The 22,441-nt window shown below is 67.6% G+C and carries 20 protein-coding genes and 1 pseudogene; 13 read left to right on the plus strand and 8 right to left on the minus strand.

Annotated elements, in window-relative coordinates; translation table 11 throughout:
* Positions 1–32: 32 nt before the first annotated feature.
* Entirely contained in the window at positions 33–1,247 is a 1,215-nt protein-coding gene (locus ACFV2O_RS23605) for an LLM class flavin-dependent oxidoreductase (RefSeq protein WP_379253679.1), read from the plus strand.
* A gap of 11 nt (positions 1,248–1,258) precedes the next feature.
* A complete protein-coding gene (locus ACFV2O_RS23610) occupies positions 1,259–2,626 on the plus strand; it encodes an NtaA/DmoA family FMN-dependent monooxygenase (protein WP_379253680.1) in 1,368 nt (455 codons plus the stop codon).
* A 143-nt stretch (positions 2,627–2,769) separates the two neighbouring features.
* Here ACFV2O_RS23610 and ACFV2O_RS23615 read toward each other — a convergent pair whose 3' ends face one another.
* Positions 2,770–3,627: a MerR family transcriptional regulator gene (locus ACFV2O_RS23615; RefSeq protein ID WP_379253681.1), complete on the minus strand. Its 858-nt coding sequence runs from the start codon at positions 3,625–3,627 to the stop codon at positions 2,770–2,772.
* 123 nt (positions 3,628–3,750) lie between these two features.
* Between ACFV2O_RS23615 and ACFV2O_RS23620 the strand changes: the two genes are divergently transcribed.
* The 6 genes from ACFV2O_RS23620 to ACFV2O_RS23645 all read left to right on the plus strand — a co-directional run bounded on the left by ACFV2O_RS23620 (position 3,751) and on the right by ACFV2O_RS23645 (position 10,099).
* Positions 3,751–4,245 carry a DUF6764 family protein gene (locus tag ACFV2O_RS23620; protein WP_355075507.1) on the plus strand — a complete coding sequence of 165 codons (495 nt, stop codon included), beginning with the start codon at positions 3,751–3,753 and terminating at the stop codon, positions 4,243–4,245.
* Positions 4,246–4,310: 65 nt separating this feature from the next.
* Positions 4,311–5,426 carry a polyprenyl synthetase family protein gene (locus ACFV2O_RS23625; RefSeq protein ID WP_379253682.1) on the plus strand — a complete coding sequence of 372 codons (1,116 nt, stop codon included), beginning with the start codon at positions 4,311–4,313 and terminating at the stop codon, positions 5,424–5,426.
* Positions 5,427–5,443: 17 nt separating this feature from the next.
* Positions 5,444–6,976 carry a phytoene desaturase family protein gene (gene crtI / locus ACFV2O_RS23630; RefSeq protein WP_379253683.1) on the plus strand — a complete coding sequence of 511 codons (1,533 nt, stop codon included), beginning with the start codon at positions 5,444–5,446 and terminating at the stop codon, positions 6,974–6,976.
* Positions 6,977–6,987: 11 nt separating this feature from the next.
* Positions 6,988–7,911 carry a phytoene/squalene synthase family protein gene (locus ACFV2O_RS23635; protein ID WP_379253684.1) on the plus strand — a complete coding sequence of 308 codons (924 nt, stop codon included), beginning with the start codon at positions 6,988–6,990 and terminating at the stop codon, positions 7,909–7,911.
* Between the two features lie 123 nt (positions 7,912–8,034).
* Positions 8,035–8,616, plus strand: a complete 582-nt coding sequence (locus ACFV2O_RS23640; RefSeq protein WP_379253685.1) for a TerD family protein — start codon at positions 8,035–8,037, stop codon at positions 8,614–8,616.
* Positions 8,617–8,749: 133 nt separating this feature from the next.
* Positions 8,750–10,099, plus strand: a complete 1,350-nt coding sequence (locus tag ACFV2O_RS23645) for a family 1 glycosylhydrolase (protein ID WP_379253686.1) — start codon at positions 8,750–8,752, stop codon at positions 10,097–10,099.
* 74 nt (positions 10,100–10,173) lie between these two features.
* On the opposite strand, the gene ACFV2O_RS23650 is transcribed toward ACFV2O_RS23645, so the two are convergent.
* Positions 10,174–11,001, minus strand: coding sequence for an SDR family oxidoreductase (locus ACFV2O_RS23650; RefSeq protein WP_379253687.1), 828 nt, complete (start codon positions 10,999–11,001; stop codon positions 10,174–10,176).
* A gap of 155 nt (positions 11,002–11,156) precedes the next feature.
* Here ACFV2O_RS23650 and ACFV2O_RS23655 point away from each other — a divergent pair, with 155 nt between their 5' ends.
* Together ACFV2O_RS23655 and ACFV2O_RS23660 are read left to right on the plus strand one after the other, a co-directional pair.
* Positions 11,157–12,782, plus strand: coding sequence for a glycoside hydrolase family 13 protein (locus ACFV2O_RS23655; protein WP_379253688.1), 1,626 nt, complete (start codon positions 11,157–11,159; stop codon positions 12,780–12,782).
* Positions 12,783–12,932: 150 nt separating this feature from the next.
* Positions 12,933–13,823 (plus strand): manganese catalase family protein, encoded by an 891-nt coding sequence (locus tag ACFV2O_RS23660; protein WP_379253874.1) that lies wholly within the window; start codon positions 12,933–12,935, stop codon positions 13,821–13,823.
* A gap of 103 nt (positions 13,824–13,926) precedes the next feature.
* Here ACFV2O_RS23660 and ACFV2O_RS23665 read toward each other — a convergent pair whose 3' ends face one another.
* The 3 genes from ACFV2O_RS23665 to ACFV2O_RS23675 all read right to left on the minus strand — a co-directional run bounded on the left by ACFV2O_RS23665 (position 13,927) and on the right by ACFV2O_RS23675 (position 16,733).
* The gene (locus tag ACFV2O_RS23665; protein WP_379253689.1) at positions 13,927–14,490 is read right to left on the minus strand and encodes a hemerythrin domain-containing protein; all 564 of its coding nucleotides are present in this window, start codon (positions 14,488–14,490) and stop codon (positions 13,927–13,929) included.
* 95 nt (positions 14,491–14,585) lie between these two features.
* Positions 14,586–15,881, minus strand: a complete 1,296-nt coding sequence (locus ACFV2O_RS23670; RefSeq protein WP_379253690.1) for an FAD-binding domain-containing protein — start codon at positions 15,879–15,881, stop codon at positions 14,586–14,588.
* Between the two features lie 168 nt (positions 15,882–16,049).
* Positions 16,050–16,733 (minus strand): TetR/AcrR family transcriptional regulator, encoded by a 684-nt coding sequence (locus tag ACFV2O_RS23675; RefSeq protein ID WP_355075491.1) that lies wholly within the window; start codon positions 16,731–16,733, stop codon positions 16,050–16,052.
* Positions 16,734–16,798: 65 nt separating this feature from the next.
* On the opposite strand from ACFV2O_RS23675, the pseudogene ACFV2O_RS23680 reads away from it, so the two are divergent.
* Positions 16,799–16,918 (plus strand): annotated as a pseudogene (locus tag ACFV2O_RS23680) (SDR family NAD(P)-dependent oxidoreductase); the annotation flags it as partial.
* A 26-nt stretch (positions 16,919–16,944) separates the two neighbouring features.
* Positions 16,945–17,679, plus strand: a complete 735-nt coding sequence (locus ACFV2O_RS23685) for a 2OG-Fe dioxygenase family protein (RefSeq protein ID WP_379253691.1) — start codon at positions 16,945–16,947, stop codon at positions 17,677–17,679.
* An 86-nt stretch (positions 17,680–17,765) separates the two neighbouring features.
* On the opposite strand, the gene ACFV2O_RS23690 is transcribed toward ACFV2O_RS23685, so the two are convergent.
* Both ACFV2O_RS23690 and ACFV2O_RS23695 read right to left on the minus strand, forming a co-directional pair.
* Complete coding sequence (locus ACFV2O_RS23690) at positions 17,766–19,568, minus strand: CocE/NonD family hydrolase C-terminal non-catalytic domain-containing protein (RefSeq protein WP_379253692.1); 1,803 nt, start codon at positions 19,566–19,568, stop codon at positions 17,766–17,768.
* A gap of 356 nt (positions 19,569–19,924) precedes the next feature.
* Entirely contained in the window at positions 19,925–21,148 is a 1,224-nt protein-coding gene (locus ACFV2O_RS23695) for a cytochrome P450 (RefSeq protein WP_379253693.1), read from the minus strand.
* Positions 21,149–21,381: 233 nt separating this feature from the next.
* Between ACFV2O_RS23695 and ACFV2O_RS23700 the strand changes: the two genes are divergently transcribed.
* Complete coding sequence (locus ACFV2O_RS23700; RefSeq protein WP_379253875.1) at positions 21,382–21,732, plus strand: hypothetical protein; 351 nt, start codon at positions 21,382–21,384, stop codon at positions 21,730–21,732.
* Positions 21,733–21,782: 50 nt separating this feature from the next.
* Here ACFV2O_RS23700 and ACFV2O_RS23705 read toward each other — a convergent pair whose 3' ends face one another.
* Entirely contained in the window at positions 21,783–22,418 is a 636-nt protein-coding gene (locus ACFV2O_RS23705; RefSeq protein WP_356965893.1) for a TetR/AcrR family transcriptional regulator, read from the minus strand.
* Positions 22,419–22,441 lie beyond the last annotated feature (23 nt).

The raw sequence follows: 22,441 nt of genomic DNA on the forward strand, positions 1-22,441 counted from the left end.
CGACATTCGCGCATGGAGAGAAACGGGAGACGATGGCACCGAACCCACTGCACCTCGGCGTCGCGCTCGACGGGGCGGGCTGGCATCCGGCCGCATGGCGGGAGCCGAACTCCCGGCCCGCCGAGTTGTTCAGCCCCGGTTACTGGACCGAGTTGGTCGCGACGGCGGAACGGGCACTGCTCGATTTCGTGAGCATCGAGGACAGCCTGCGAATCCCCGGTGAGCGGCACGCACCGTCGGACGACGCCGTCGATCAGGTGCGAGCCAGGCTCGACGCCCATCTGATCGCCGCGCGGGTCGCCCCGGTCACCCGGCACATCGGGCTCATCCCGACCGTGACGACCACGCACACCGAACCCTTCCACGTCTCCAAGTCGATCGCCACGCTCGATTACACGTCGCGTGGCCGGGCGGGCTGGCAGGCGCGCGTGTCCGGGACGGCCGAGGAGACGGCCCACTTCGGACGTCGCTCGGTGCGCGACCTCAGCACCGCCGAAATCGCGGAAGCGATCGCTTCCGGGAGCTTTCCCGGCCACGTCCACGATCTGTTCGACGAGGCCGCCGACGCCGTCGAAGTGGTACGGCGATTGTGGGACAGCTGGGAAGACGACGCGGAGATCCGCGATGTGGCCACCCGCCGGTTCATCGATCGCGACAAGCTGCACTACATCGACTTCGAGGGCCGCTTCTTCAGCGTCCGTGGGCCATCGATCACGCCGCGTCCGCCCCAAGGGCAGCCGGTGGTGGCGGCTCTGGCGCACGGCCCGCTGATCTACGAATTCGCCGCCCGCGGTGCGGATCTGGTCTTCGTCACGCCCACGCGCGACGAAGGCCCCGGCCCGATCCTGGAGCAAGTCGCGTCCGCAGCGGCCCGAGTGGGACGCGCCGGTGAGCCGCTGCGGGTCTATGCCGACATCACAGTCTTCCTCGATACCGACGAGGAGCCGGGTCCGCAGCGGCTGTCCCGGTTGAGCGAGCTCGCGCGTGCCGAATTCGATTCCGACGCCCCTGTCTTCGCAGGAAGTGCGGACGAGCTCGCCGATCTGCTCACCGACTGGAGCGAGCGGGGGATCGACGGGTTCCGTTTGCGGCCCGGCGTGGCGGTCGACGATCTGGCAGCGGTAGCCGACCGGCTCGTGCCCGCGCTGCAACGGCGCGGTGTGTTCCGCACCGGCTACCCGGACGGCTCGCTGCGCGCGCTGCTCGGCCTGCCCACCGACGTCCCCAATCGTTACGCGACTGCCTGAGCGAGGTCACCATGAGCACCCCCCGTAAGCAGATCATCCTGGGCGCCTACCTCGGCGGCGTCAACCATCACACCGCCTGGTGGCATCCGGAGGCGGGCAGCCAGATCGATTTCAGCAGTTTCGAACACACCGCGCGCACCGCCGAACGCGGCAAGTTCGATTTCTTCTTCCTCGCCGAAGGGCTCATCCTGCGCGAACGCGCGGGCAAGATCTTCGATCAGGACATCATCGGCCGTCCCGACACATTCACCGTGCTCGCCTCGATCGCCGCGGTCACCGAGCATCTCGGGCTCGCGGGCACCATCAACGCCACCTTCAACGAGCCCTACGAACTGGCCCGGCAGTTCGCCAGCCTGGACCATCTCTCCGGCGGCCGCGCCGCCTGGAACGTCGTGACCTCGTTCGACGCGTTCACCGGCCGGAACTTCCGGCGCGGCGGATTCCTAGATCCCGCCGACCGCTACGCCCGCGCCGAGGAGACGCTGAATGCCGTTCGCGCCCTGTGGGATTCGTGGGATGCGAACGACATCGTCGCCGACAAGGACGCCGGACGGTTTCTGGCTCGGCCGGATGCCGGGGCATTCGCTTTCCGCGGCAGCCAGTTCGACATCTCCGGTCGTTTCACCGTGCCGCGCAGCCCGCAGGGCAGGCCGGTGATCCTGCAAGCCGGTGTGTCGCCGCAAGGACGAGCCTTCGCCGCCGCCAATGCCGACGCCATCTTTTCCCCGTACGGCAAATTGCCCGAGGCGGCGGACTTCTACCGCGATATCAAGTCGCGCGCGGTAGCGGCGGGGCGGGCGGCCGACGACATCAAGATTCTGCCGTCGGCGAGTTTCGTTCTCGGGGACACCGAGGCCGAGGCGATCGAGAAATACCATGCCGTCCGCAACGAGCAGGTCACCGGACAGACCGCGTTGATTCTGCTGGAGCAGATCTGGAACCGCGACCTGTCCGGCTACGATCCGGAAGGGCCGGTGCCCGACATCGATCCGGACCCCGACGCTCCGCCGATCATCCAGGGCCGCGCCTTCCTGCATCAAGACCGCTTCGCCACCGCCGAACGTCTGCGCCAGGTCGCCGAGACGAAGAAGCTCTCGCTGCGCGAGGTGGTGATCGACCAATTCGAGCGCGGTCCCTTGGTCGGAACCCCCGCACAGGTCGCGGAGAAGATCGACACTTTCGTTCAGAACGACGGGTCCGACGGTTTCATTCTCGGTTCGCACCTCGTGCCATGGGGCCTGGACGAATTCGTCGACCGAGTGGTGCCGCTGTTGCAGGACCGTGGTGCATTGCGCACCGAGTACACCGGGACCACCCTGCGTGACAATCTCGCCCTCCCGAACGTGCGCTCGGCGAAGACGGTTTCGGCCGACGCCTGAGTTCGCGGCGGCGGCCCGTGGTATCGACCGCGAGCGCCGCCGCCCACGCCTGCCACGTCCGGCCCAGCCCACCGATGCCGGACGCGGCGGCGCGGGAGCGTGGACACTCGCCATCGGTGGGCTGGGCCGGAAGTGACCCGGGATCACGCCCCGTCGGGTCCGGGTTCGCCGAGAACCTCCAAGGCCTCCTCGAGAGTGGCGACATAGGGAGCCTCGGGCGGTAGCCGGACCGTGGACCAGCCCGGCCCGGCGACCAGCAGCCGCGCCGCCGCCTCTCGCACTGCCCGAAGCGTTCCCGCGGTGGCAGTCGCGGGCAGCTGCGACCAGAGCACGAGTACGCAGGGCCGATCATGGCGCGCCAAGGCTTCGGCCAAAGCCGAGTCGGGCACCGCCGCGCCCAGCAACAACGCGACGACGCCCCGCTCGGCCAGCGCGGCACGCAATACTTCCAGGGGCAGCACGTGGTTCTCCCCCGCGGTGCAGGCCAAGAGCACCGGCGGTTGCGAACCCGGACGCCGGACCGGCGGGAACATGCGGTGCAATCCCGCGATCACCGCCCAGGACAACAGATGTTCCACTTCGATCAGCCCCCGACCGGCGTCCTGTGCCGCGACGATCGTCCCGAATGCCGGACGACACAATCTGTTCCACGTCGCGACCACACCGTCGCGCGCCAGCCGAGCCATGATCAGAGTCAGCGCGACATCGGGTTCCAGTTGTTCGGCGGCGAGCAGGAGAGCGCTGCGACCCTCTGATACTCGCGGAGCTTCGGCGAGCGCCTGCTGTGCCGCACCGGCTGGTGTGGCGCCCGCTTCGATGAGCGCGATCATCCTCCGCAAGGTCGCGATGTCGGATTCGGAATAGCGGCGGTGCGCTCCCGGCCGATGCCTCGGCGGGCCGATCGCGTACCGCTGGTTCCAACTGCGCAGGGTGGCGACCGGAACGCCCAGCCGCTTCGCCACCGCGCCCACCGCGTACCGGGCGGACCCCTGGTCAACCATCGCGGGACCGCATCCGCCGCATGTCTCCCGCTCCTTTCGGAAGAATTCGAATGATGCATCGATTTTGCATCAAAAATGGCGTAGCGTGAAGCCTTGCAAGCCCGAGCACCAAAGGAGGACGTCATGGATCGACCCACTCTCACGCGATCGGTGGGGCTGACCACCGGCGTCGGCGCGGCGTGGCTGGGCATGCTGTTCGCCGCACCCGCCGCCACCGCCGCCCCCGCGGAGTGCCCCGCACCCGGCCTCGCCGCGACGCAGACCGCCGACAGCACCGCCTCCTGCTCGGCGAGCAGTGGCGCGGGGGGTGCCGCGGCGGCCTACGGCTTCGACGCGGACGCCACCGCGGACGCCGCACCGAACAGCCTGTCCCTGGCCATCGCGCAGAACGGAGGGGTGGCGACCTCGAACTCGACATACCTGTCCGGCCCGGCCGCGATCGCCGTCGGACCCGGCGCGACGGTCACGACCACCGGCGCGCGCCCAGGGTTGTCGATCGGCATCGCCGGTCCCGGTGCGACGGTCACGGTTACCGGCACCTCGACGCCGACCTGCGCGGGCGGGTTCGGCTTCGCGGGCGACTTCCAGACATTGCAGGGCTGCTTTTCGCCTCGATAGTGCATCGTTGTGCATAGCATCTCAGACATGCGCGTAATTGCCCGAGGCGTGGAAGGGAATCGGGAATGAGCATCACGTGGTCCGAATCGACAGTGACCGAACCGGTCGGTGGCATCCCGGCACTGGGAGCCGCCCCCTTCTCGCAGTGGCGGGAAGCGGTGCGGTGGGCAGTACTCGGCGAGCTGGAAGCTTTCCTTCTGCGGGCATGCCCCAGGCCGCTTCATCGCCTCGGCGCACACGACGTTCTGCGGCAGTACGCCACCGGCGGGAAGTGCTTGCGGTCGACGTTCATGTACCTCGGCTGGCTGTGCGGCGGACCGGACGATCCGGCAGCGCTGCGTGCGGCCGCCGGTCTGGAACTGCTGCACGCGTTCGCGCTGCTCCAGGACGACGTCATGGACCGGTCCGCGACGCGACGCGGCGGCCCGTCCGCACATGTCCGGTTCGCCGGGGCGCACCGCGGCATGGGCGTGCCCGGGTCTTCCACCAGGTACGGCGAGTCCGCGGCGATCCTGCTCGGGGACATGTGCCTGGTCTGGGCCGAGCAGATGCTCCGCGAAAGCGGGCTCGCCGAGTCCGCGCTCGCGCACGCGTGGCCGCGCTACGACAAGATGCGGGTGGAACTCGCGACAGGCCAGTTCGCGGATCTGCTCAACGACGCGCGCACCGAGCCGGCGCTGGCCTCGGTCCTGGCGATCGCGCGGGTCAAGTCCGGGAACTACACGGTGCGATGCCCGTTGGAGATGGGCGCCGCGATGGCGGGCTGCGATGCGGCCGTCCTGGACGCGCTCGGCCGGTACGGCGCCGCGGTCGGCGAGGCATTCCAGTTGCGTGACGACATTCTGGGCATCTTCGGGTCGCAGGCCGTGACCGGCAAACCCGCGGACGGCGATCTCGGGGAACGCACCGCGACCAGCGTCGTCGTCCTCGCACGCGAAATGGCGGCCCCCGCGGCCCGAACCGAATTGTCCCGGCTCCTCCATCGCGTCCAGCTCGGTCCCGCGGAGGTCGACCGCGCCAGGATGTTGATCATCGAGTCCGGGGCGCCCGAGAGGATCGAGACGATGATCGCCGACTTGCTCGCCTGCGCCGAAAACGCTCTGCACACGGCGAATTTCAGCGCACCGGTGCACGCCGCACTGAAGCACATGGCCACCGCATGCACCGAACGCGTTGCCTGACCGGGAGGTTTTCCTCGATGCGCACCGTCGAAGGCGCGACCGACCGGGTGGTGGTCGTCGGAGCCGGGCTCGCGGGACTGTCCGCGGCCCTGCATTTGGCCGGCCGCTCCCGCGAAGTGATCGTCGTGGAACGCGAAGCCGTACCGGGCGGCCGCGCCGGGCAGGCCGATCCGGCAGGTTATCGCCTCGACACCGGCCCGACGGTGCTGACCATGCCCGATATCGTCGAAAGCGTCTTCGCGGCCGCCGGGGCGCGCAGCGCTGACTATTTGCAGTTGGCGCCCGTGGAACCGGCGTATCGGGCACATTTCGCCGGAGGCCGGAGGCTGGAGGTACACACCGACGCCGCGCGGATGGAAGCGGAGATCCGCCGGTTCGCCGGCGCCGACCAGGCCGACGGCTATCGCCGCCTGCGGCGTTGGCTGACGCGCTTGTACCGAGCCGAGATGGACCGGTTCATCGCGGCGAATTTCGACTCACCGCTGTCCATGGTGACCCCCGCTCTCGCCCGGCTGATCGCCTTGGGTGGTTTCGGCCGCTGGGATCGCGCCGTCGCGCGCTACATTCCCGACCCGGAATTGCGGCGTGTCTTCACCTTTCAATCGCTGTACGCGGGCGTCGCGCCCGGCCGGGCGCGGGCCGCCTACGCGGTCATCGCCTACATGGACACCGTCGGCGGTGTGTTCTTTCCACGCGGTGGGATGCGTGCGCTCCCCGAGGCGCTGGCCGCCGCGGCGACCGAGGCCGGTGTCCGATTCCGCTATGGCACCACCGTGACCGCCCTGGAGCGCACGGGCTCGCGGATCACCGGGGTACGCACCGACGACGGCGACCGAATCTCCTGCGACGCAGTGGTATTGACGACCGAACTGCACGAGGCCTATGGCCTGATCGCGCGCACACCACGTCGACCGGTGCCGCTGACCTCCGCGCCCTCGGCGGTGATCGTCCATCTGGGGTGTGCGCCGACGGCCGAGATAGCGCACCACAATCTGCTGTTCGGCGCCGCCTGGGAGGAGTCGTTCCACGACATCATCGTCCGCGGGCAGGTGATGCGCGATCCTTCGCTGCTGGTCACCCGTCCCTCGGCTACCGATCCGTCTACGGCTCCGCCCGGACGGGACCTGCTGTATGTGCTCGCCCCGGTGCCGAACCTGGAACGCGGCCGAATCGATTGGGAGCGGACGGGAACCAGCTATGCCGAGCAACTACTCGAGGTCGCTCAGGATCGTCTCGGCTCGGTCTTCGGCGATGCCGAGATACTGCGCGTGGACACGCCCGCCGACTGGGCGCGCCGCGGCATGCTCGCCGGGAGCCCGTTCGCGCTGGCGCATACGTTCGCCCAAACCGGTCCGTTCCGACCGGCCAACATGATCCGCGGTGTCGACAATGCCGTATTGGCCGGTGGCTCTACCGTGCCGGGGGTAGGGATCCCGCCGGTGCTGATCTCCGGCCGACTGGCCGCGGATCGCATCACCGGCCTCCAGCCCGTGCGGCCGCGCCGCATCGGCGCCGCGCTCGCCACCAGCCGCATCGATCGACAACTGTGATCGGAATCGAGATGACCCGCACCGACCTCGACACCACCCGGCTCAGCGACCAGCGACTGCACCGGTCTTACCGGTACTGCCGCCGGCTCAACGCACGCCACGGAAAGACCTTCTTCCTCGCGACCCGTTTGCTCGCACCGGATCAGCGCCCCGCGGTCCACGCCCTATACGGATTCGCCCGCCGAGCCGACGACATCCTCGACGAGTTCGACCCGCGTCTCGATATCGCCGAACGTGCCCGGCGACTCGAGGAACTCGCGGGCCGCTTCCGCGCACGCGCCGCCGACACCGACGCCGTTCTCCCGGCGGTACTGGACACTGCCGATCGCTATCGCATTCCAGTGGAGCTGTTCGACGCCTTCCTCACATCGATGCGAATGGATTTGACCGTCACCGACTATCCCGATCGCGCCGCGCTCGACACCTACGTCTACGGGTCGGCCGAAGTGATCGGATTGCAGTTGTTGCCGATTCTGGGCACCGGCTGTGCCGATGCGGCCGCTCCGCATGCCGCCGCGCTCGGCAAGGCATTCCAGCTGACCAACTTCCTGCGGGATGTCGGCGAAGACCTGCTGCGTGACCGGGTGTATCTACCCGCCGACGAACTGGCCGCGTTCGACGTCGATCGCGATCTCTTGCGCTGGTGCGTCACCCGGCGGCGTACCGAGCCCCGGGTACGCAGCGCCCTGGCGGCGCAAATCGCCCGCACTCGCGACATCTACCGCTTCGCCGCTGCCGGAATCGCCCTGCTGCATCGCCGTTCGCGCCCCTGCGTCGCGACGGCGACGACGCTGTACTCGGAGATCCTCGACCGCATCGAGGACAGCGACTTCGCGGTGTTCGATCACCGCGCCGCCGTGCCGAACCGGCGGCGAGCGCGAGTCGGCGCGACCGGCCTGGTCGAGGCGTGGTGGGCACGCCGAGCGGGCCGGTGATCGCTGCGGCGACAACGGTGCCGCGTCCCGCGATGGACTTCCACCACCCGGTGCGGACCTGCCTGTCCCGGAGGCGGATTCGTCGTCCCGAGCGCGGCGGCTGGTCGTCAGTATCCTGATGTCGTGATTACGCTCAGAAAAGAAGACGGTGCCGCGGACCTCGCAGGTATCACGAAATTGAGTGTGGGAGTGAGCTGGGATCCGTCGTCCGGAACGAGCGGCGGTGCACTCGGCTGGGCACGCCGCAAACGCGGCGTCGACCTCGATCTGATCGCGATCCTCATGCAGGGCAACGACCCGGTGCGCTTCGCGGGACTCGATTCGCTGGACCCGTTGGGCAACGGCTCGGTCGCTCACACCGGTGACGAGCAGACCGGCGCCGCTTCCGGTGACGACGAGACCATCCACGTCACCTTCGCCGACGTCCCCACCGCGATCGACGCCATCGTCTTCGTCGCGGCCGCCTTCAAGAAGGGCAGTTCTTTCGACAAGGCGAACAACATCTCCTTCAAGATCTACGACGCCACCGGCGGCAACAGCCAGCAAGTCGCCGACATCTGGCCCTCGCTGCTCGGCACCGACAACGCCAACGCGGTCGCTCGCGCCTTCCGCAACGGCGCTGTGTGGCAGCTGGAAGTCCTCAATCGCCAAGGCAAGATCAAGCAGGGCGACATGCAGGCGCTGTTGCGCTTCGCCATGCAGTAACACCTGCGGGTGCCACGCGTCGCGGTCCGCGTGGCCCACCCGCAAACCGATCGCAACAAGTGTCCACGTCTTCGAATCGCTGCGATAAGCGGATTCCGGCAATCAGTGGACAGCACCCAGTTACTCTGGGTCGATGCGATCTCGGTTCCGTCGGTACGTCCTGGCCGCGCTCGCCGCCGCGGCATCCACCCTGCTTCTCGCCACGCAATCCGCGGCCATCCCGCCGATACAGCCGGTCGCCGGCCTACCGGCGCTGGGCGGAGACTTCCTCTGGGGCGTATCGACCTCCGGCTTCCAGTCCGAAGGTCATGCGCCGGACAGCAATTGGACCCGATACGTCGGCGCGACGCCTGGCTACGACGCCCTCGGCGATTCCGTCGACTTCTTCGGCCGCTATGCCTCCGACATCCAACTCGCGGCGGACCTGGGCGTGCGGGTGTTCCGGATCGGGATCGAATGGGCCCGAGTGCAACCCGCGCCGGGAGTGTGGGACGAAGGCGCCTTCCGCTTCTACGACGCGGTGATCTCGAGCGTCGAGCGGGCCGGTATGCGACCGATGATCACGCTCGATCACTGGGTGTACCCCGGCTGGGCCGCCGACCGAGGGGGCTGGCGCAATCCCCGCATGGTCGAGGATTGGCTGGCCAACATGCGCAACGTCGTGGACCGCTACGCGGCACGCAACCCGTTGTGGGTGACCGTGAACGAGCCCGTCGCCTACATCATGCACGAGGTCCGCCACGGCGCCGCGGATGCAGGCGAAATGCTCGAGCGGGTCGCGCAGGCACACAATGCCAGCTACGACTACATCCACCAGAAGCAGCCGGGCGCACAGGTGACCAGCAACATGGGTTACGTCGCCGGTTCGGAGGCGCAGGTGAACGGCCCGCTGATGGACCGCATCGCCGATCGGCTCGACTACGTGGGTGTCGACTACTACTTCGCCTTCGACCCGGCGCAGTCGCTGATCGAGTCCATCCTGCGGGCCAGCGGTTCGGCGATGCCCACGCTGCCCGGACCGCACATCTGGGAGCTGCCGTTGCGCACCGAAGGCATCTACTATGCGCTGCAATACTATTCGCGCCGGTTGCCCGGTAAACCGCTCTACGTCGTCGAGAACGGGATGCCGACCGAAGACGGCCGTCCACGCGCCGACGGCTATGTTCGCGGCGATCACCTTCGCGACACCGTCTATTGGATCCAGCGCGCCAAGGCCGACGGCATGAACATCATGGGCTACAACTATTGGAGCCTCACCGACAACTACGAATGGGGAAGCTACACGCCCCGTTTCGGCCTCTACACCGTGGACGTACGTACCGACCCCTCCCTCACCCGCCGCCCCACCGACGCCGTCGGCGCCTACACGCAGGTCATCACCGCGGGCGGAGTGCCCGACGGCTACCGTCCCACCCGCGGTCCGGCCCTCTGCTTGTTCGTCGATCCCCCGGCCAGTTGCATGACTCCGGTAGCGGAGCGATAGACGGACGCCCGCACCCTGGTCTGCTCGAGCTCAGCGCATCGCCCCGCGACGACACGAAGTAACCGGATCCGTGGTCACGGCGTGCGCCATTTCTCGTCGGTCAACAAGGTGCTGGCCTGCGGGCCCATCAGAAGCATGCCGCCGTCTACCACGTAGGACGCGCCGGTGACATAGCTCGCCTCCGGTGCGGCGAGAAACGCCACGACGGCAGCGACCTCTTTCGCGTGCCCCGTTCGGCCCAGCGGCACGCCGGGACGCGACTGCGCTCGGGGATCGACGTCTTCCTGGCCGGTCATCGGTGTCGAAATCTCCCCCGGCGCGACCGAATTGACGGTGATGTCGTATTCGGCGAGTTCCAGCGCCAACACTTTCGTCAGTGCGCCGAGCCCCGCTTTGGCCGCGCAGTACGGTGCGGCGCCCACCCGGGGAACGTGTTCGTGCACGCTGGTGATGTTGATGATCCTGCCCCCGTTGCCCGCGGCGATCATATGTCCGGCCGCGCGCTGGGAACAGACGAACGCGCCGTCGAGGTCGACCGACAGCACGTGCCGCCAGGTGTCGAAGTCCATGTCCATCGCCTTCCGCGCGGACCCGGTACCCGCGCAGTTCACCAGCACATCGAGGCCACCGAGTTCGTCGGCGAGTTCGTCGATCACCGACCCGGCGGACGACGGGGCCGCCAAGTCGAGACGGCGCACGGCGGCGGTCCTGCCCTGTTCGCGCACCTGCGTCGCGGTGCCCTCCGCGCCGCGCTGGTCGCTGTGGAACGTCAGCCCGACATCGGTCCCGCCCGCCGCGAGCGCGACGGCGATCGAAGCACCGATTCCGGAGTCTCCCCCGGTCACCACGGCTCGCCGCGGCGTGCCTGCTCGTTCTTCCGGTAGTGGAGCTGTGGTAGCCATGTCCAGCGACTACCCGGGCGGGCACAGACCACACCACCGCCCGCCGCCACCCCGCGCGTGACGATTCCTCCTCGACCTCGTAGCGCCGACGCGACGTTACGAGGATTCCGATTGCGGGTAACCGCCCTGGAACGAGCCGAGAGGAGGGTGCCGCGATGACTGCTCCCTGGTGGCGCGATGCCGTGATCTATCAGATCTACATCCGCAGTTTCGGCGACGGCAACGGCGACGGCCTCGGCGACATCGCCGGTATCCGGTCTCGACTGACCTATCTGCGCGACCTCGGAGTGGACGCGATATGGGTCACGCCCTGGTATCCGTCGCCGATGGCGGACGGAGGATACGACGTCTCCGACTACCGCGACATCGACTACCGGTTCGGCACGCTCGCGGAGGCCGAAGAGCTGATCGCCGAGGTGCACGCGCAGGATATGCGCATCATCGTGGATCTGGTCCCCAACCACACCTCGGATCAGCATCCTTGGTTTCAGCAGGCACTGGCGGCCGGGCCGGACTCGCCGGAGCGAGCCCGTTACCTCTTCCGGCGCGGCGTGTCCTCCGGCGGTCCGCCAAACAATTGGCGGAGTGTGTTCGGTGGCCCTGCGTGGACCCGAGTGGCGGACGGGCAGTGGTATCTGCACCTGTTCGACACCCACCAGCCGGACCTGGACTGGGAGCACCCGGACGTCCGTGCCGAGTTCGAGTCGATCCTGCGTTTCTGGCTGGATCGGGGCGTGGACGGCTTCCGCATCGACGTGGCGCACGGTTTGGTCAAACACCCCGATCTACCGGATATCGAAACCGATCACGAGGACATGATGGAGCCGCCGGATCGGACCGACCATCCGCACTGGGACCGGCAGGAGGTACACGAGATCTATCGCGGCTGGCGCAAGATCGCGGATTCCTATGGGCCGGATCGGGTCTTCGTCGCCGAAGCGTGGGTGGCCAAACCCGAGCGCCTCGCCTGCTACGTGCGTCCGGACGAACTGCACACGGCATTCAACTTCGATTTTCTGCGGTGTTCCTGGCATGCCGACGCGCTGCGTGCCGTCGTCGACTGCACGACCGAGGCGTTGGACGCGGTGGGCGCGCCACCCACGTGGGTATTGTCCAACCATGACATCACCAGGCATGTGACCCGCTACGGGCGGGCCTCCACCCGCGGCGGCGGTTCACAGCACGAACCGCACGGTCCCGTCGATGTCGGGCTGGGTCGTCGCCGCGCCAGGGCGGCGCTGCTGCTGATGCTCGCGCTCCCCGGCAGCGCCTACCTCTATCAGGGCGAGGAACTCGGCTTGGAGGAGGTCGAAGATCTCCCGCCAGAGGTGCTGCAGGATCCGACTTGGGAGCGCTCCGGCCACACCGCCCGCGGCCGCGACGGGTGCCGTGTGCCACTGCCGTGGAGCGGATTCCGGCCGCCATTCGGATTCGGCCCCGTCGACACCCTTCCCTGGCTGCCGCAGCCACAGCGCTGGGTGTCGCTGACCGCCGAATTGCAGAAGCGGGAATCGGACTCGATGCTCGACCTCTATCACCGGGCGCTGCGTCTGCGCCGGGACCATCCGGCCCTCGGAGAGGGCTCTTGGGCCTGGCTGCCCAGTGCGCCGGGTGTGCTGCTTCTCCGACGCTCTCCCGGCCTGGTGTGCATCGTGAACGTTTCGAACGCGCCGACCACGCTGCCCAGGCACGAGCGGCTGTTGTTGTCCAGCGAGCCTTTGCAGAACAGCGTCCTGCCCGCCGACAGCGCGGCCTGGCTGGAGGTCCCCGGCGTTGGGTAGGGCATGGTCGCGCCTCGTGTCGCTGCGAACGACCGGCAATTCGAACCCGTATCGTCGCCACCGAACAAGCAACGCGTCTCTTGCTCATCGTGCGCTGGGTTAGGCAGTAGAAGCCATCTCGTTCAGCCGACCATATCGGTAAGGAGAGCGATGTTCACCCATAACAAGGATCTCCAGTTCGAAGTTCGCGTCGACCGTCCCGATCCGCGTTTCGCGACGCTGCTGCAAGAGCAGTTCGGCGGCGCCAACGGCGAATTGAAGGCCGCCATGCAATATTTCAACCAAGCGTTCATGCTGCGTGGCAAGCACCCGAAAACCTATGACCTGTTCATGGACATCGCCACGGAGGAACTCAGCCATCTCGAAATCGTCGGCGCGATGATCACCATGTTGCTCGACGGGCTCAACGACGATTTGAAGCAAGCCAACGAGCGGTGCGACTGGATGCCGATGGTGGCGACCCCCGGCGGACGTGACCAGGTGATCCATCAGGTCGCGGTGAACCCCCTGTACTTCGCGCTCAGCGGCGGCGGACCCGTCGTCAAGGACTCCGCGGGCGTGCCCTGGTCGGGGTCGTACGTCGACGCCAACGGTGAGCCCTCGGTCGATCTGCGCAGCAACCTCGCGGCGGAGTCGCGCGCCAAGATCGTGTACGAATATCTCAAGCAGTTCACCGACGATCCCGGTGTGCAGGACACGCTTTCGTTCCTGATGACCCGCGAGATCGCACACTTCCAGCAGTTCACCGCGGCGCTGAACGAATTGCCGGTCAACTTCCCGCCCGGAGCACTGCCCGGCGACGATCGGTTCCAGAACGTGGCCTTCAACATGTCCAACGGCTCCGCGAGCGCCCGCGGCCCATGGAACGAAGGGCAGGGGCCGTGGCCCTCGGGCACGGAATGGCGCTACATCGACAATCCGGTCAGCGAATGGCTCGATTCCGACGAACGCGTGAACCATGGCGCGCAGACCAACCCGCAAGGCGAGCCCGCGGTTCACGGCACCAAACCGTTCACCCACGAATCACACGTACCGGACTGACTCCCCCACTCCTACGCCCGGAACGGAACACGGCTGTTCAGGCGTTGAGCGACGCGCGGCACCAGGTGCCGCGCGCCGCGCGCGTCTTGCACTGCCGCACGGATCAATGCCGCGGCTTGCTGATCATGTCTTTGGCACGATCCATCATCGCGGCGAACGGGCCGACCAGAACGTTCGCGGCGGCGGATTCCACGCCGGGATGCGGCCGGGTCGGCGCCATCGCCTCCGCGAGCTCGACGGTCTTGCGCAGTCGTTGCAGCGTCTCGTCGTCGAGTTCCTCGCGCAGCCGGTTGAATTCCTCGCGTTCCTCATGGTCGGCATGGGCCAGCACCGCTTCGCGCAGCTTGGCCAGTCTCACCTGGAATTCCATCGAGCTGATGTCGAGCGACTCCATTTCGGCGAGCTGCTTTTTCGCCTTGTTCTCCTCTTCCAGCCGCGCGTCGACGACAGACGCGCCATCGCCCAGCTCACGCCGGGCGCGCGGGTGAATGATCTCTTCTTCGGCGGTCTCGTGCACGGCGAGCAGGCGTCGCAATTCGAAGAACTTGCTTTCGCGCTCAACAGGGTCGGAGGTGTCGGCGGTCTCGATGAACAGTTGCCGGATCCGGCCGTGCTGGTCGATGAGGAAATCGACGGCGTCGGTGGTCGAGTCGATCGTGGTTGCCATGGTTGACCTCCCTCGGGCAATCGGGACGGACTGACGAATTACGTCCGTCGCCGCGGTACCCGGCAGCGAGCACGCGAAACCGCCCGGCAGGCCGGTTACGTGCTCGCGCTGCCCGCGATTGGAGCGGGATATACCGAGGGCGGCACGCTGTGGCACCACGGGCGATGGATCTCCGAACCCGGCAGGGAAGCCAGTTCCGGTATCCAGCGCCGCACGTAGTTCCCCTCGGGGTCGTAACGTTCGGCGGTGCCGACCGCTCTCGGGTCGAAACGGCCCGCCTGCTGCCAGGTGAAGCGGTCGCTCGCCGCGTCGTCGAGCAGCCACCGGCGGAAATGCTCGGCGCCGACCCGCCAGTCCACCTGCAGCGTCGTGGTGAGGAAACTGGCGGCGATCACCCGTGCCCGCTCCGGCATCCACCCTTGCGCGGCCAGCTGCCGCATGCCCGCGTCGACGATCGGGTATCCGGTGCGGCCGTCGCGCCAGGCGCCGACGACGACCGGATCGTGCGCCTGCCGCACATCCGTACCCGCGCCGGACCGCGCGAGATCGGCCCGGGCGCTGAGGAACTGGAGATGGAAGTCGCGCCGAGCGAGCTGCCGGACGAAAGCGCGGCCGTCCGGCGTCGCCATATCGGTGTGGTACGCCATTTCGGCGGCCGACAGGCAACCGAAATGCAGGTACGGCGACAACCGGGAGCATCCTTCGCCCGTGAGGTCACCGTTGGACCGGCCGCGTGGTTGTCGCCGGTCGGCGGTGCAGCCTCGCCACAGCGCACGACCCGTGATCTCGCCTCCGACCGCCAGCTGCGGTGAAACGGCCGCGTCGCCGAGTTCGTCGAATCTCGGCACGGGATCACTCTCGATGCGAGGAACGATCAATTCCGTGGGCTTTTCCAGCGGTCGTCGCTTCGGCGCCGACAACCATCGGCGAAAGTAGGTCGCGAAGTCCGGAACCTCGTCGTCCGGCCGATACGGTCCGCAATCGGCGGGATCCACGGCGGTGAGGGTGGCGGGATGAGTGTGCAGCAGGCAGCTGCGCCGCGCCAGCCGTTCGCCCAGTGCCCGAAGTCGGCATCGGTTGTACCAGGTGACGTCCTCGGCGATGTGGACGCTGTCGGCGTGCACCTGTGCCGCCACCCGATCCACCGCCTCGACGTAGTCACCGTGCCGAATCACCAGTTGCCCTCCGGCGCAGCGAAGTTCGGCATCGAGTTCGGCCAGCGCGGCGGAGAGGAAACGCAGTTTGTTGCCGGCCGGGCGAGTGCTGCCGACGAGCCGGTCGTCGACGACGAACAGCGGAACCACCGCCGCGCCCTCGTGTACGGCGGCCAACAGGGCCGGGTTGTCGTGGACGCGCAGGTCACGGGTGAAGAGTGCGATTGTTACGGCCATTCGAGGTTCTCGACGACAGGCATCCGTCGCGGGGATCGACGACGGCGTAATCGGACATTCGGCGGCATGCCACGCCGATGCGGGCGGTATCGAAGTAACGAGCTTTACGCCAATGCTGCGCGACGGCGGCTGTCATGTCAAGTCGGGCTCGCGGCCGCGCGCGCCGGATCAGTGTTCGCGGAACAGATCGGTGAGCCAGGGCTCCAGGTCGGCGCTCAGCGCGGTCAGATCCGGCTCGCCCGACTCGTCGAGCGCGTCGGCGGTGAGCTGGCGTACGGCGTAGACGACACCCATGTACGCGGTGACGGACAACAGTGGCTGCCGGTTCCCGCTGGCGCTCTGTACCAGACCGCGGATGTACTCGGCGAACAGCCGGATCGACTTGCGCCTGCGTCGCCGGGCGGCCGGCCCGAGCCCGTCGATCTCCACCTGGTAGGCGCGCGCTACGACCAGGTCGTTCTGCAGGGAGCCGAGGTACTGGCCGAGGGCGTCGGCGACGATGGATCTGCGGTCCCGGCCCTTGAGGTCCGCGGCGGTCAGCTGGGTCAGCAGCACTTGGATGAAGCGGTCGTAGCCCGCGAATACGCACTCGTCCTTATTGGCGAACGCGTCGTAGAAGGCCGCCAAGGACACTCCGGCCCGCTTGGCGACATCGGTGGGACCGAATCCGGCGTAACCGCGGGCGGCGAGCAGTTCGGTCACGGCCACCAGCAGCCGTTCCCGCTGCGCCGCCATCACCTGCTCCCGCCCCAGATTGTGCCGTCCCCGCGGCAACGCGGCGGGAAGTGTGAAGAACACTCCGTCTCGCACCGGAACGATCGGTGCGTCAGCGTCGGCGGGCGCGGCGGACACCCCTGCAGACTACCGAGCCGGTCGGACCCGAGTATGGGTGCGGCTTCAGTGGGTAGCCCCAGCACATGACCGACACACCACTCGCACTCGTCACGGGAGCCTCCAGCGGTATCGGTTTGGAACTGGCCCGGCGGTTCACCGAACACGACTACGACGTCGTGATCGCGGCGGAGGACGACGCCATCTCCGCGCCCACCCGGCCCCACGTCCGTTGAACCCGGAAGGGCAGACGGCGGAGCAGGTACAACGGACCGCGAGCGACGCCTTGGTCGCCGACGGCGTGCACCTCCTGCCCGCTGACGTCACGACCGCGAGCCTCGACCTGGAGCCGGCCGACTGGGAACGATTTCGCCGACACTGGGAAGACTTGCATCCGGACGTCTACGCCGACGCCCGTGGCACGCGCAGGCTGCGCCGGTACGGCCGGTTCTCGCTCACCGGTTCGGCCGGTCGGATCGGCCTGTTGTCGTCGGATTCGTTCGTACAGCCCGAGGAATCCAACCCGCTCTATATCGGCGTGGACCGCACTTTCGAGCCCTTGACCGACGCATTCGTGACCGACCCTGTTTTCGTGGCGGTGCTGCGACTGCTCGCGCGATTGGCGACGGCGCTGGAAGCCCCGGCGCGGTGGAGCGCGAAAGTACATCCCTTCCGGGTCATCGCCTCGGCGGACGCGCACGGCCTGCCTACACCGGAAGGCCGCCACCGCGACGGCGTCACCTTGGTCTCCTCGCTTCTGGTGGGACGGCAGAATGCCCTGGGCGGTGCGAGTTCGGTGTACGATCCGAACGGACGACGACTGCTGCGGACCACCCTCGATCGGCCGGGAACGCTGCTGCTGGGCGATGACCGCCGCACCTTGCACAGTGTTTCGCCGGTGCGTCCGGTGGATCGGAGCCGCCCCGCCTATCGCGATGTCTTGGTGGTGACGTTCGCGCCGGGCTGAGGACCGCCGAATCGTGGTCGTGGCCCGATCCGTCGTCGACCATGGCGTGGCCCGGATGGTTTGCCCGCCCGGGCCACGCGCAACGGTCAGCCGAGCGGCAACTCCAGGCAGGACGGGGCGCCATCCGGTGCGCTGACGGTGATCGTCGAACCGGCCTTGTTCGCGCTGGAATACAGCGGATCCATGCCGTCGAGGACGAGCATCAACCGATGGCCGTCGGGGAGATCGTAGGCGGCTGCTTGCAGCTCCCACGAAACGGTCGCGGGCAGACCGGACTCCGTCGTCTTCGGTTCGTGGGTGATGATTCTCGCCGAGCCGTTCTCGTCGACATCGAGCAGATAGGCGACCACCGTCGCGGACTCGTCGGTGCTGTCGACGGTCACTTGCAACCGCGGGATCCCGCGGATCTGCCTGGCGACGCCGCCTCGTGCTGCGAGCAGCGGCCCCGTCGACCAGACGAGGGCATGACCGCGGTCGATCTCATCGATTCGGTAGACCTTGGGATTGCCCGACCACTCCTCCTGGCCCGTCGTCATGAGCTTGTCCATGGCGACGACCTCGGGCTCCTCGCCCACCGTGAAACTGCGTTGCCAACCGCCCGTGGAATCGGGGGTCAGCACACCGTCGCCGCCCTCACGCTCATCGGTCAAGACCAGCACTTCCGTGTCGGTGGTGACGTCCGCCCACGAGGCCTTCTCCTCGCGCCGCGCCGGTTCGACGATCACATTCTTGCCATTCCCGGCGCCCGGAGTGGTCACGTAGGTGAACATGACCTGATTGCTGATCTCCGGCCACGCGTCGACGCCGTTGTCCTCGTCCTTCAGGTAGTGATCGAGCCAGGCGTATGCCTCGCGCAGTGGCTCGTTCGGGCCCGCACCGGGCATGGGTGGAGCGATCAGGCCGGGGCCTTCCGGCGCCGCGTGGTCGCCGATCCACATGTTCAGCCGTTTCGGGCGCGGAAGCTTCTCGAAGGTCTCCAGCACCTGGTTCACCGGGAAAAGCCCCTCGTGCCAGGTATTCGAGAAGAAGGTCGGAATATCACGGGAGCCGACATAGCGTTCCGGTGCGCGTTCGGTGCCCCACTCGACAACCGGATCCATGTCCACCCCCTCGGCGAACTTCGCCAGGATCTCCAGTGCTTCTTCGTCGAATTTCTCCGCCTGCTCGCCACCGGTCAGGCCGATCAGTGCCTCGACCGCCTTCAGATGGCGGGTGCCGTTGTCGTACAGACTGGTGGCGAGGTTGCCCCAGGTACTGAGCGCGACGACGACGTCGACCCGGTCATCGTGCGCAGCCACGAGCTGACTGATGCCCGAGCCGTAGGACTCACCCATGAAGGCGATGCCGCTGGGGGCGAGCTCGTCTATCGCGTAGTCGAGCACCTTCTTGCCGTCGGCCCGGTCCCATGGACCAGCGACATCGACGGTGCCTTCGGACGTGCCGAACCACGGCAGGTTCGTTCCCGGTGTGGCGGTCCAGCCGATTCCGCGCGGCGTGTAGGCCAGCACGTGATAGCCCTTCCACGCGAGGGTGAGATAGGCGTACTCGAACAAGGGCCAGCCGACGGGTGTCCACCCGGCGGGGAAGACCACCAGCGGGCACGGCCGGGTGGTGGTCTGACGCAGCATGTGCGCCGACAGACCGATCCCGCCCGCCCCTTCGATGCGCGGGAACGTCGGCACCGCGACGTTCAGCGCCCGGTTCACCAGGTCGTCCACGTCATCGGGCACCAGCCCCTTGCCGCTGCGCTTACGCACGGCGCTCACCAAGTTCGACGCGAACTGCACCGCTTCCGGGCGCACCTGCCCTTGGGCGTCCCAGGGCCCCTGGACTGCGATCCGGGCGAGCTGTTCGGACGTGGTCCCGACGATCGGATCTCCTTGTGACATCGGCGTCATCGATCCTTCCTGCCAGTTGCTACGGAACTGCGGACCGCAGCAGCGTGACACGACACATGATCCGATCTCGACAGATCCGACAATGCGTTTCCCGTTCGCAATAGACCTTTGAACAGCGGAAACGTTGCAAGATTCGACTATCGCCGCGACCATCGCGAACGGCCCGGCCACCATCCGCGCAAACTTGCCGACCATGTGAACATGCATCGAGTGCGCCGTGGCCGGGCGCCCAGCGAGTCGTTCACCACGCTGACCGATTATCGGCAATTGCGAGTCGACCGGCGCGGCAACCGGCACGAAAGTCGGGACCCGAGACCTCGTGGTTCGGCTGCCGCGCCGGGCAAGGGTTACTGCTTCTCGGCGCCCAGTTTCACCGGAATGGACAGGGGTCCGACGGTGAAGAACGACGGCGAGTACGGGATTTCGTCGGGGTCGATGGCGAGTTCCAGGTTCGGCAGCCGACGGTACAGCGAGGCGAGCGCGAGACGGCCCTCCAGGCGGGCCAGGCCCGCGCCGATGCAGTACCGCGGCCCGTGACCGAATCCGAGATGTCCGCCGCGCTGCTCCCTCGTGATGTCGAACTCGTTCGCGGTCTCGCCGTATTCGGCCGGGTCGATCCCGCAGGCCTGGTACGCGACACCGACCGCCTGGCCCTTGGGTATGGCGACTCCGGCCACGGTCACGTCCGTCAGCGTGAATCGCCAGCTCGTCATCATCACCGAATGGCGGTAGCGCACAGTCTCTTCGACCACATCACCCCAGCGGTTTTCCGCCTTCGCGAGGGCGAGCTGCTCGGGGTGTCGCGACAGCGCCAGAATGGCGTGCCCGAGCAGATGCACCGTGGTCTCGTGCCCGGCCACCAGCATGATCCACAGAACGGCGACCAGTTCATCGGCCGTGAGTTTGTCGTCTCGATCGCGAGCTTGGACCAGACCGGTGGTGAGGTCGTCGCCGGGCGTTTCCTGTTTCCGGTCCGCCAGTTCGTACAGGTATGTCATCAGCGAGTTCTGCGTCGCGAATGCTTCCTCCGGCGGTGTGGTGTGGGCCAGCAGGGTTGCGGTCCAGCGTCGCAGCCGGTCCCGCTCCGGCTCAGGCACCCCGAACAGTTCGCAGATCACCGCCATCGGCAGCGCTTCGGTGAAGGTGGGCACCAGATCGACGCCGTCACCGGCGGCGATCACGTCGTCCAGCAATCGGTCGATGATCGCCTGGATGCGCGGCTCGAGCGCCTGCACCCGGCCCGGCGTGAACGCCTTGCTGATCAGACCCCGCAGCCGCCGGTGGTCGTCACCGTCCTTGGTGGACAGGTGATCGCCCTGCACGACGGCGCGCAGCGGCCAGTCCTCCGCGATCGAACCGTCGTGCAGGGCCGGCCAATGCTTCGGATCCCGCGCGAAGGTCTTGTTGTCCCCGGCGAGGATCTCACGCACCGCGTCGTGCGTCAGGGCCAGGTAGGCGGGCACGCCGCCGGGGAACTCCACCTCGACCACCGGCGCGATCTCCCGGAGCCGGATGCAGGTGTCCAGCAGATCCTCGTTCGCCGCGGGGAATGCGGGCAGGCTGGTTGTCATCGGTTTCCCTTCTGCGCATGAACCCTCCGGCCGCCGTGATGACGGTCGTCGCACGAGTATCGAAGCGAGTCCGTTCGAGGTGCCGGTCAATTGGCGAATCCTGCCCACAACCGGAAGTCGAGCGTCGCAAAACGACATTTCGGTGACCGTCCGGCCCACCGCGGCGGGCTCGTCGCCGCGAAAGCGGTTAGGGTTTGGGCGATGTCCGTGGGTGGCTGGAGGAATTCGTGGAACTGAAGACGGTGCTGGGACGCGTCGTGCGAGCGGTGAACGCCGGGGTGGCAGCCATGCTCGACGCGCCGGTACTCGGGCGCCTGCTGGGCAGAGGATTCGTGGTGATCACCTATGTGGGGCGACGGTCCGGGCGGACGTTCAGCACACCGGTCAACTACTGGCGAAAAGCGGACGAGCTCGTCATCGGAGTCGCGTTGCCGGACCGGAAGACGTGGTGGCGGAACTTCTTGGGCGAGGGCGGCCCCATCACGCTCCATCTGAACGGCGCCGACCGACCCGGGCACGCGGTAGCGCGACGCGACGAACGCGGCCGCGTCTTCGTGACGGTACGGCTCGACGACGCGAGCTGATCCGACTCGCCTCGTCCACATCGGCGACACACCACAAGTGCCGCAACCGATTACGGCGCAAACCCCTGGACGCTCGCGGAGGGCTTCGTCTGGGCGATGATCGCTGCGCCCATCCAGCGCCGTAGATACCGTCGCAGGTCGTCTTCGCCGCGCGGTGGATTGCCCGGGGAAATGAAGAACGACTGCATCGTGCGCAGGACGTATTCGACCAGCTCGTGCAGCGACTCGTCGTCGTATCCGTAACGCGCCCAGTCGACGTCGAAGCGCTTGATCATCGTCATACCGAAGGCTTGCGCCTCTTCGGAGGTCAGGCTCTCCGGATGGACGTTCGAGTACGTGCTCGACAGCAAGATGCCGAGGTGGGGTGTTCGACGGACCTCGGCGAGGGTGTAGACCACCCCCTCGGTCATCGCTTCCACGGCGTCCTCCAACCCGCTGACGTGCTGTGTCAGCCGATCGAGGAACCCGTCGACGGAGGCGATCGCCGCCGCGGTCATCAGCGCGTCCGCGCTGGGAAAATACCGGTAGACCGTCTGCCGGATGACGCCGAGCGACTCGGCGACGTCGGCGATGCCGATCTCCGAACCCGTCCGTCCGATCAGTTCGACCGCGGCGGCGACGATGCGACGCGAGGCTTCCTCGTCGTCCTTCGGCGGACTCCCGCCCCACCCGCGCCTTCCTGCCACTGCCCGCTTCCTCGACTCGAAGC

The organism is Nocardia sp. NPDC059691, assembly GCF_042733915.1.
Taxonomy (GTDB): domain Bacteria; phylum Actinomycetota; class Actinomycetes; order Mycobacteriales; family Mycobacteriaceae; genus Nocardia; species Nocardia sichangensis.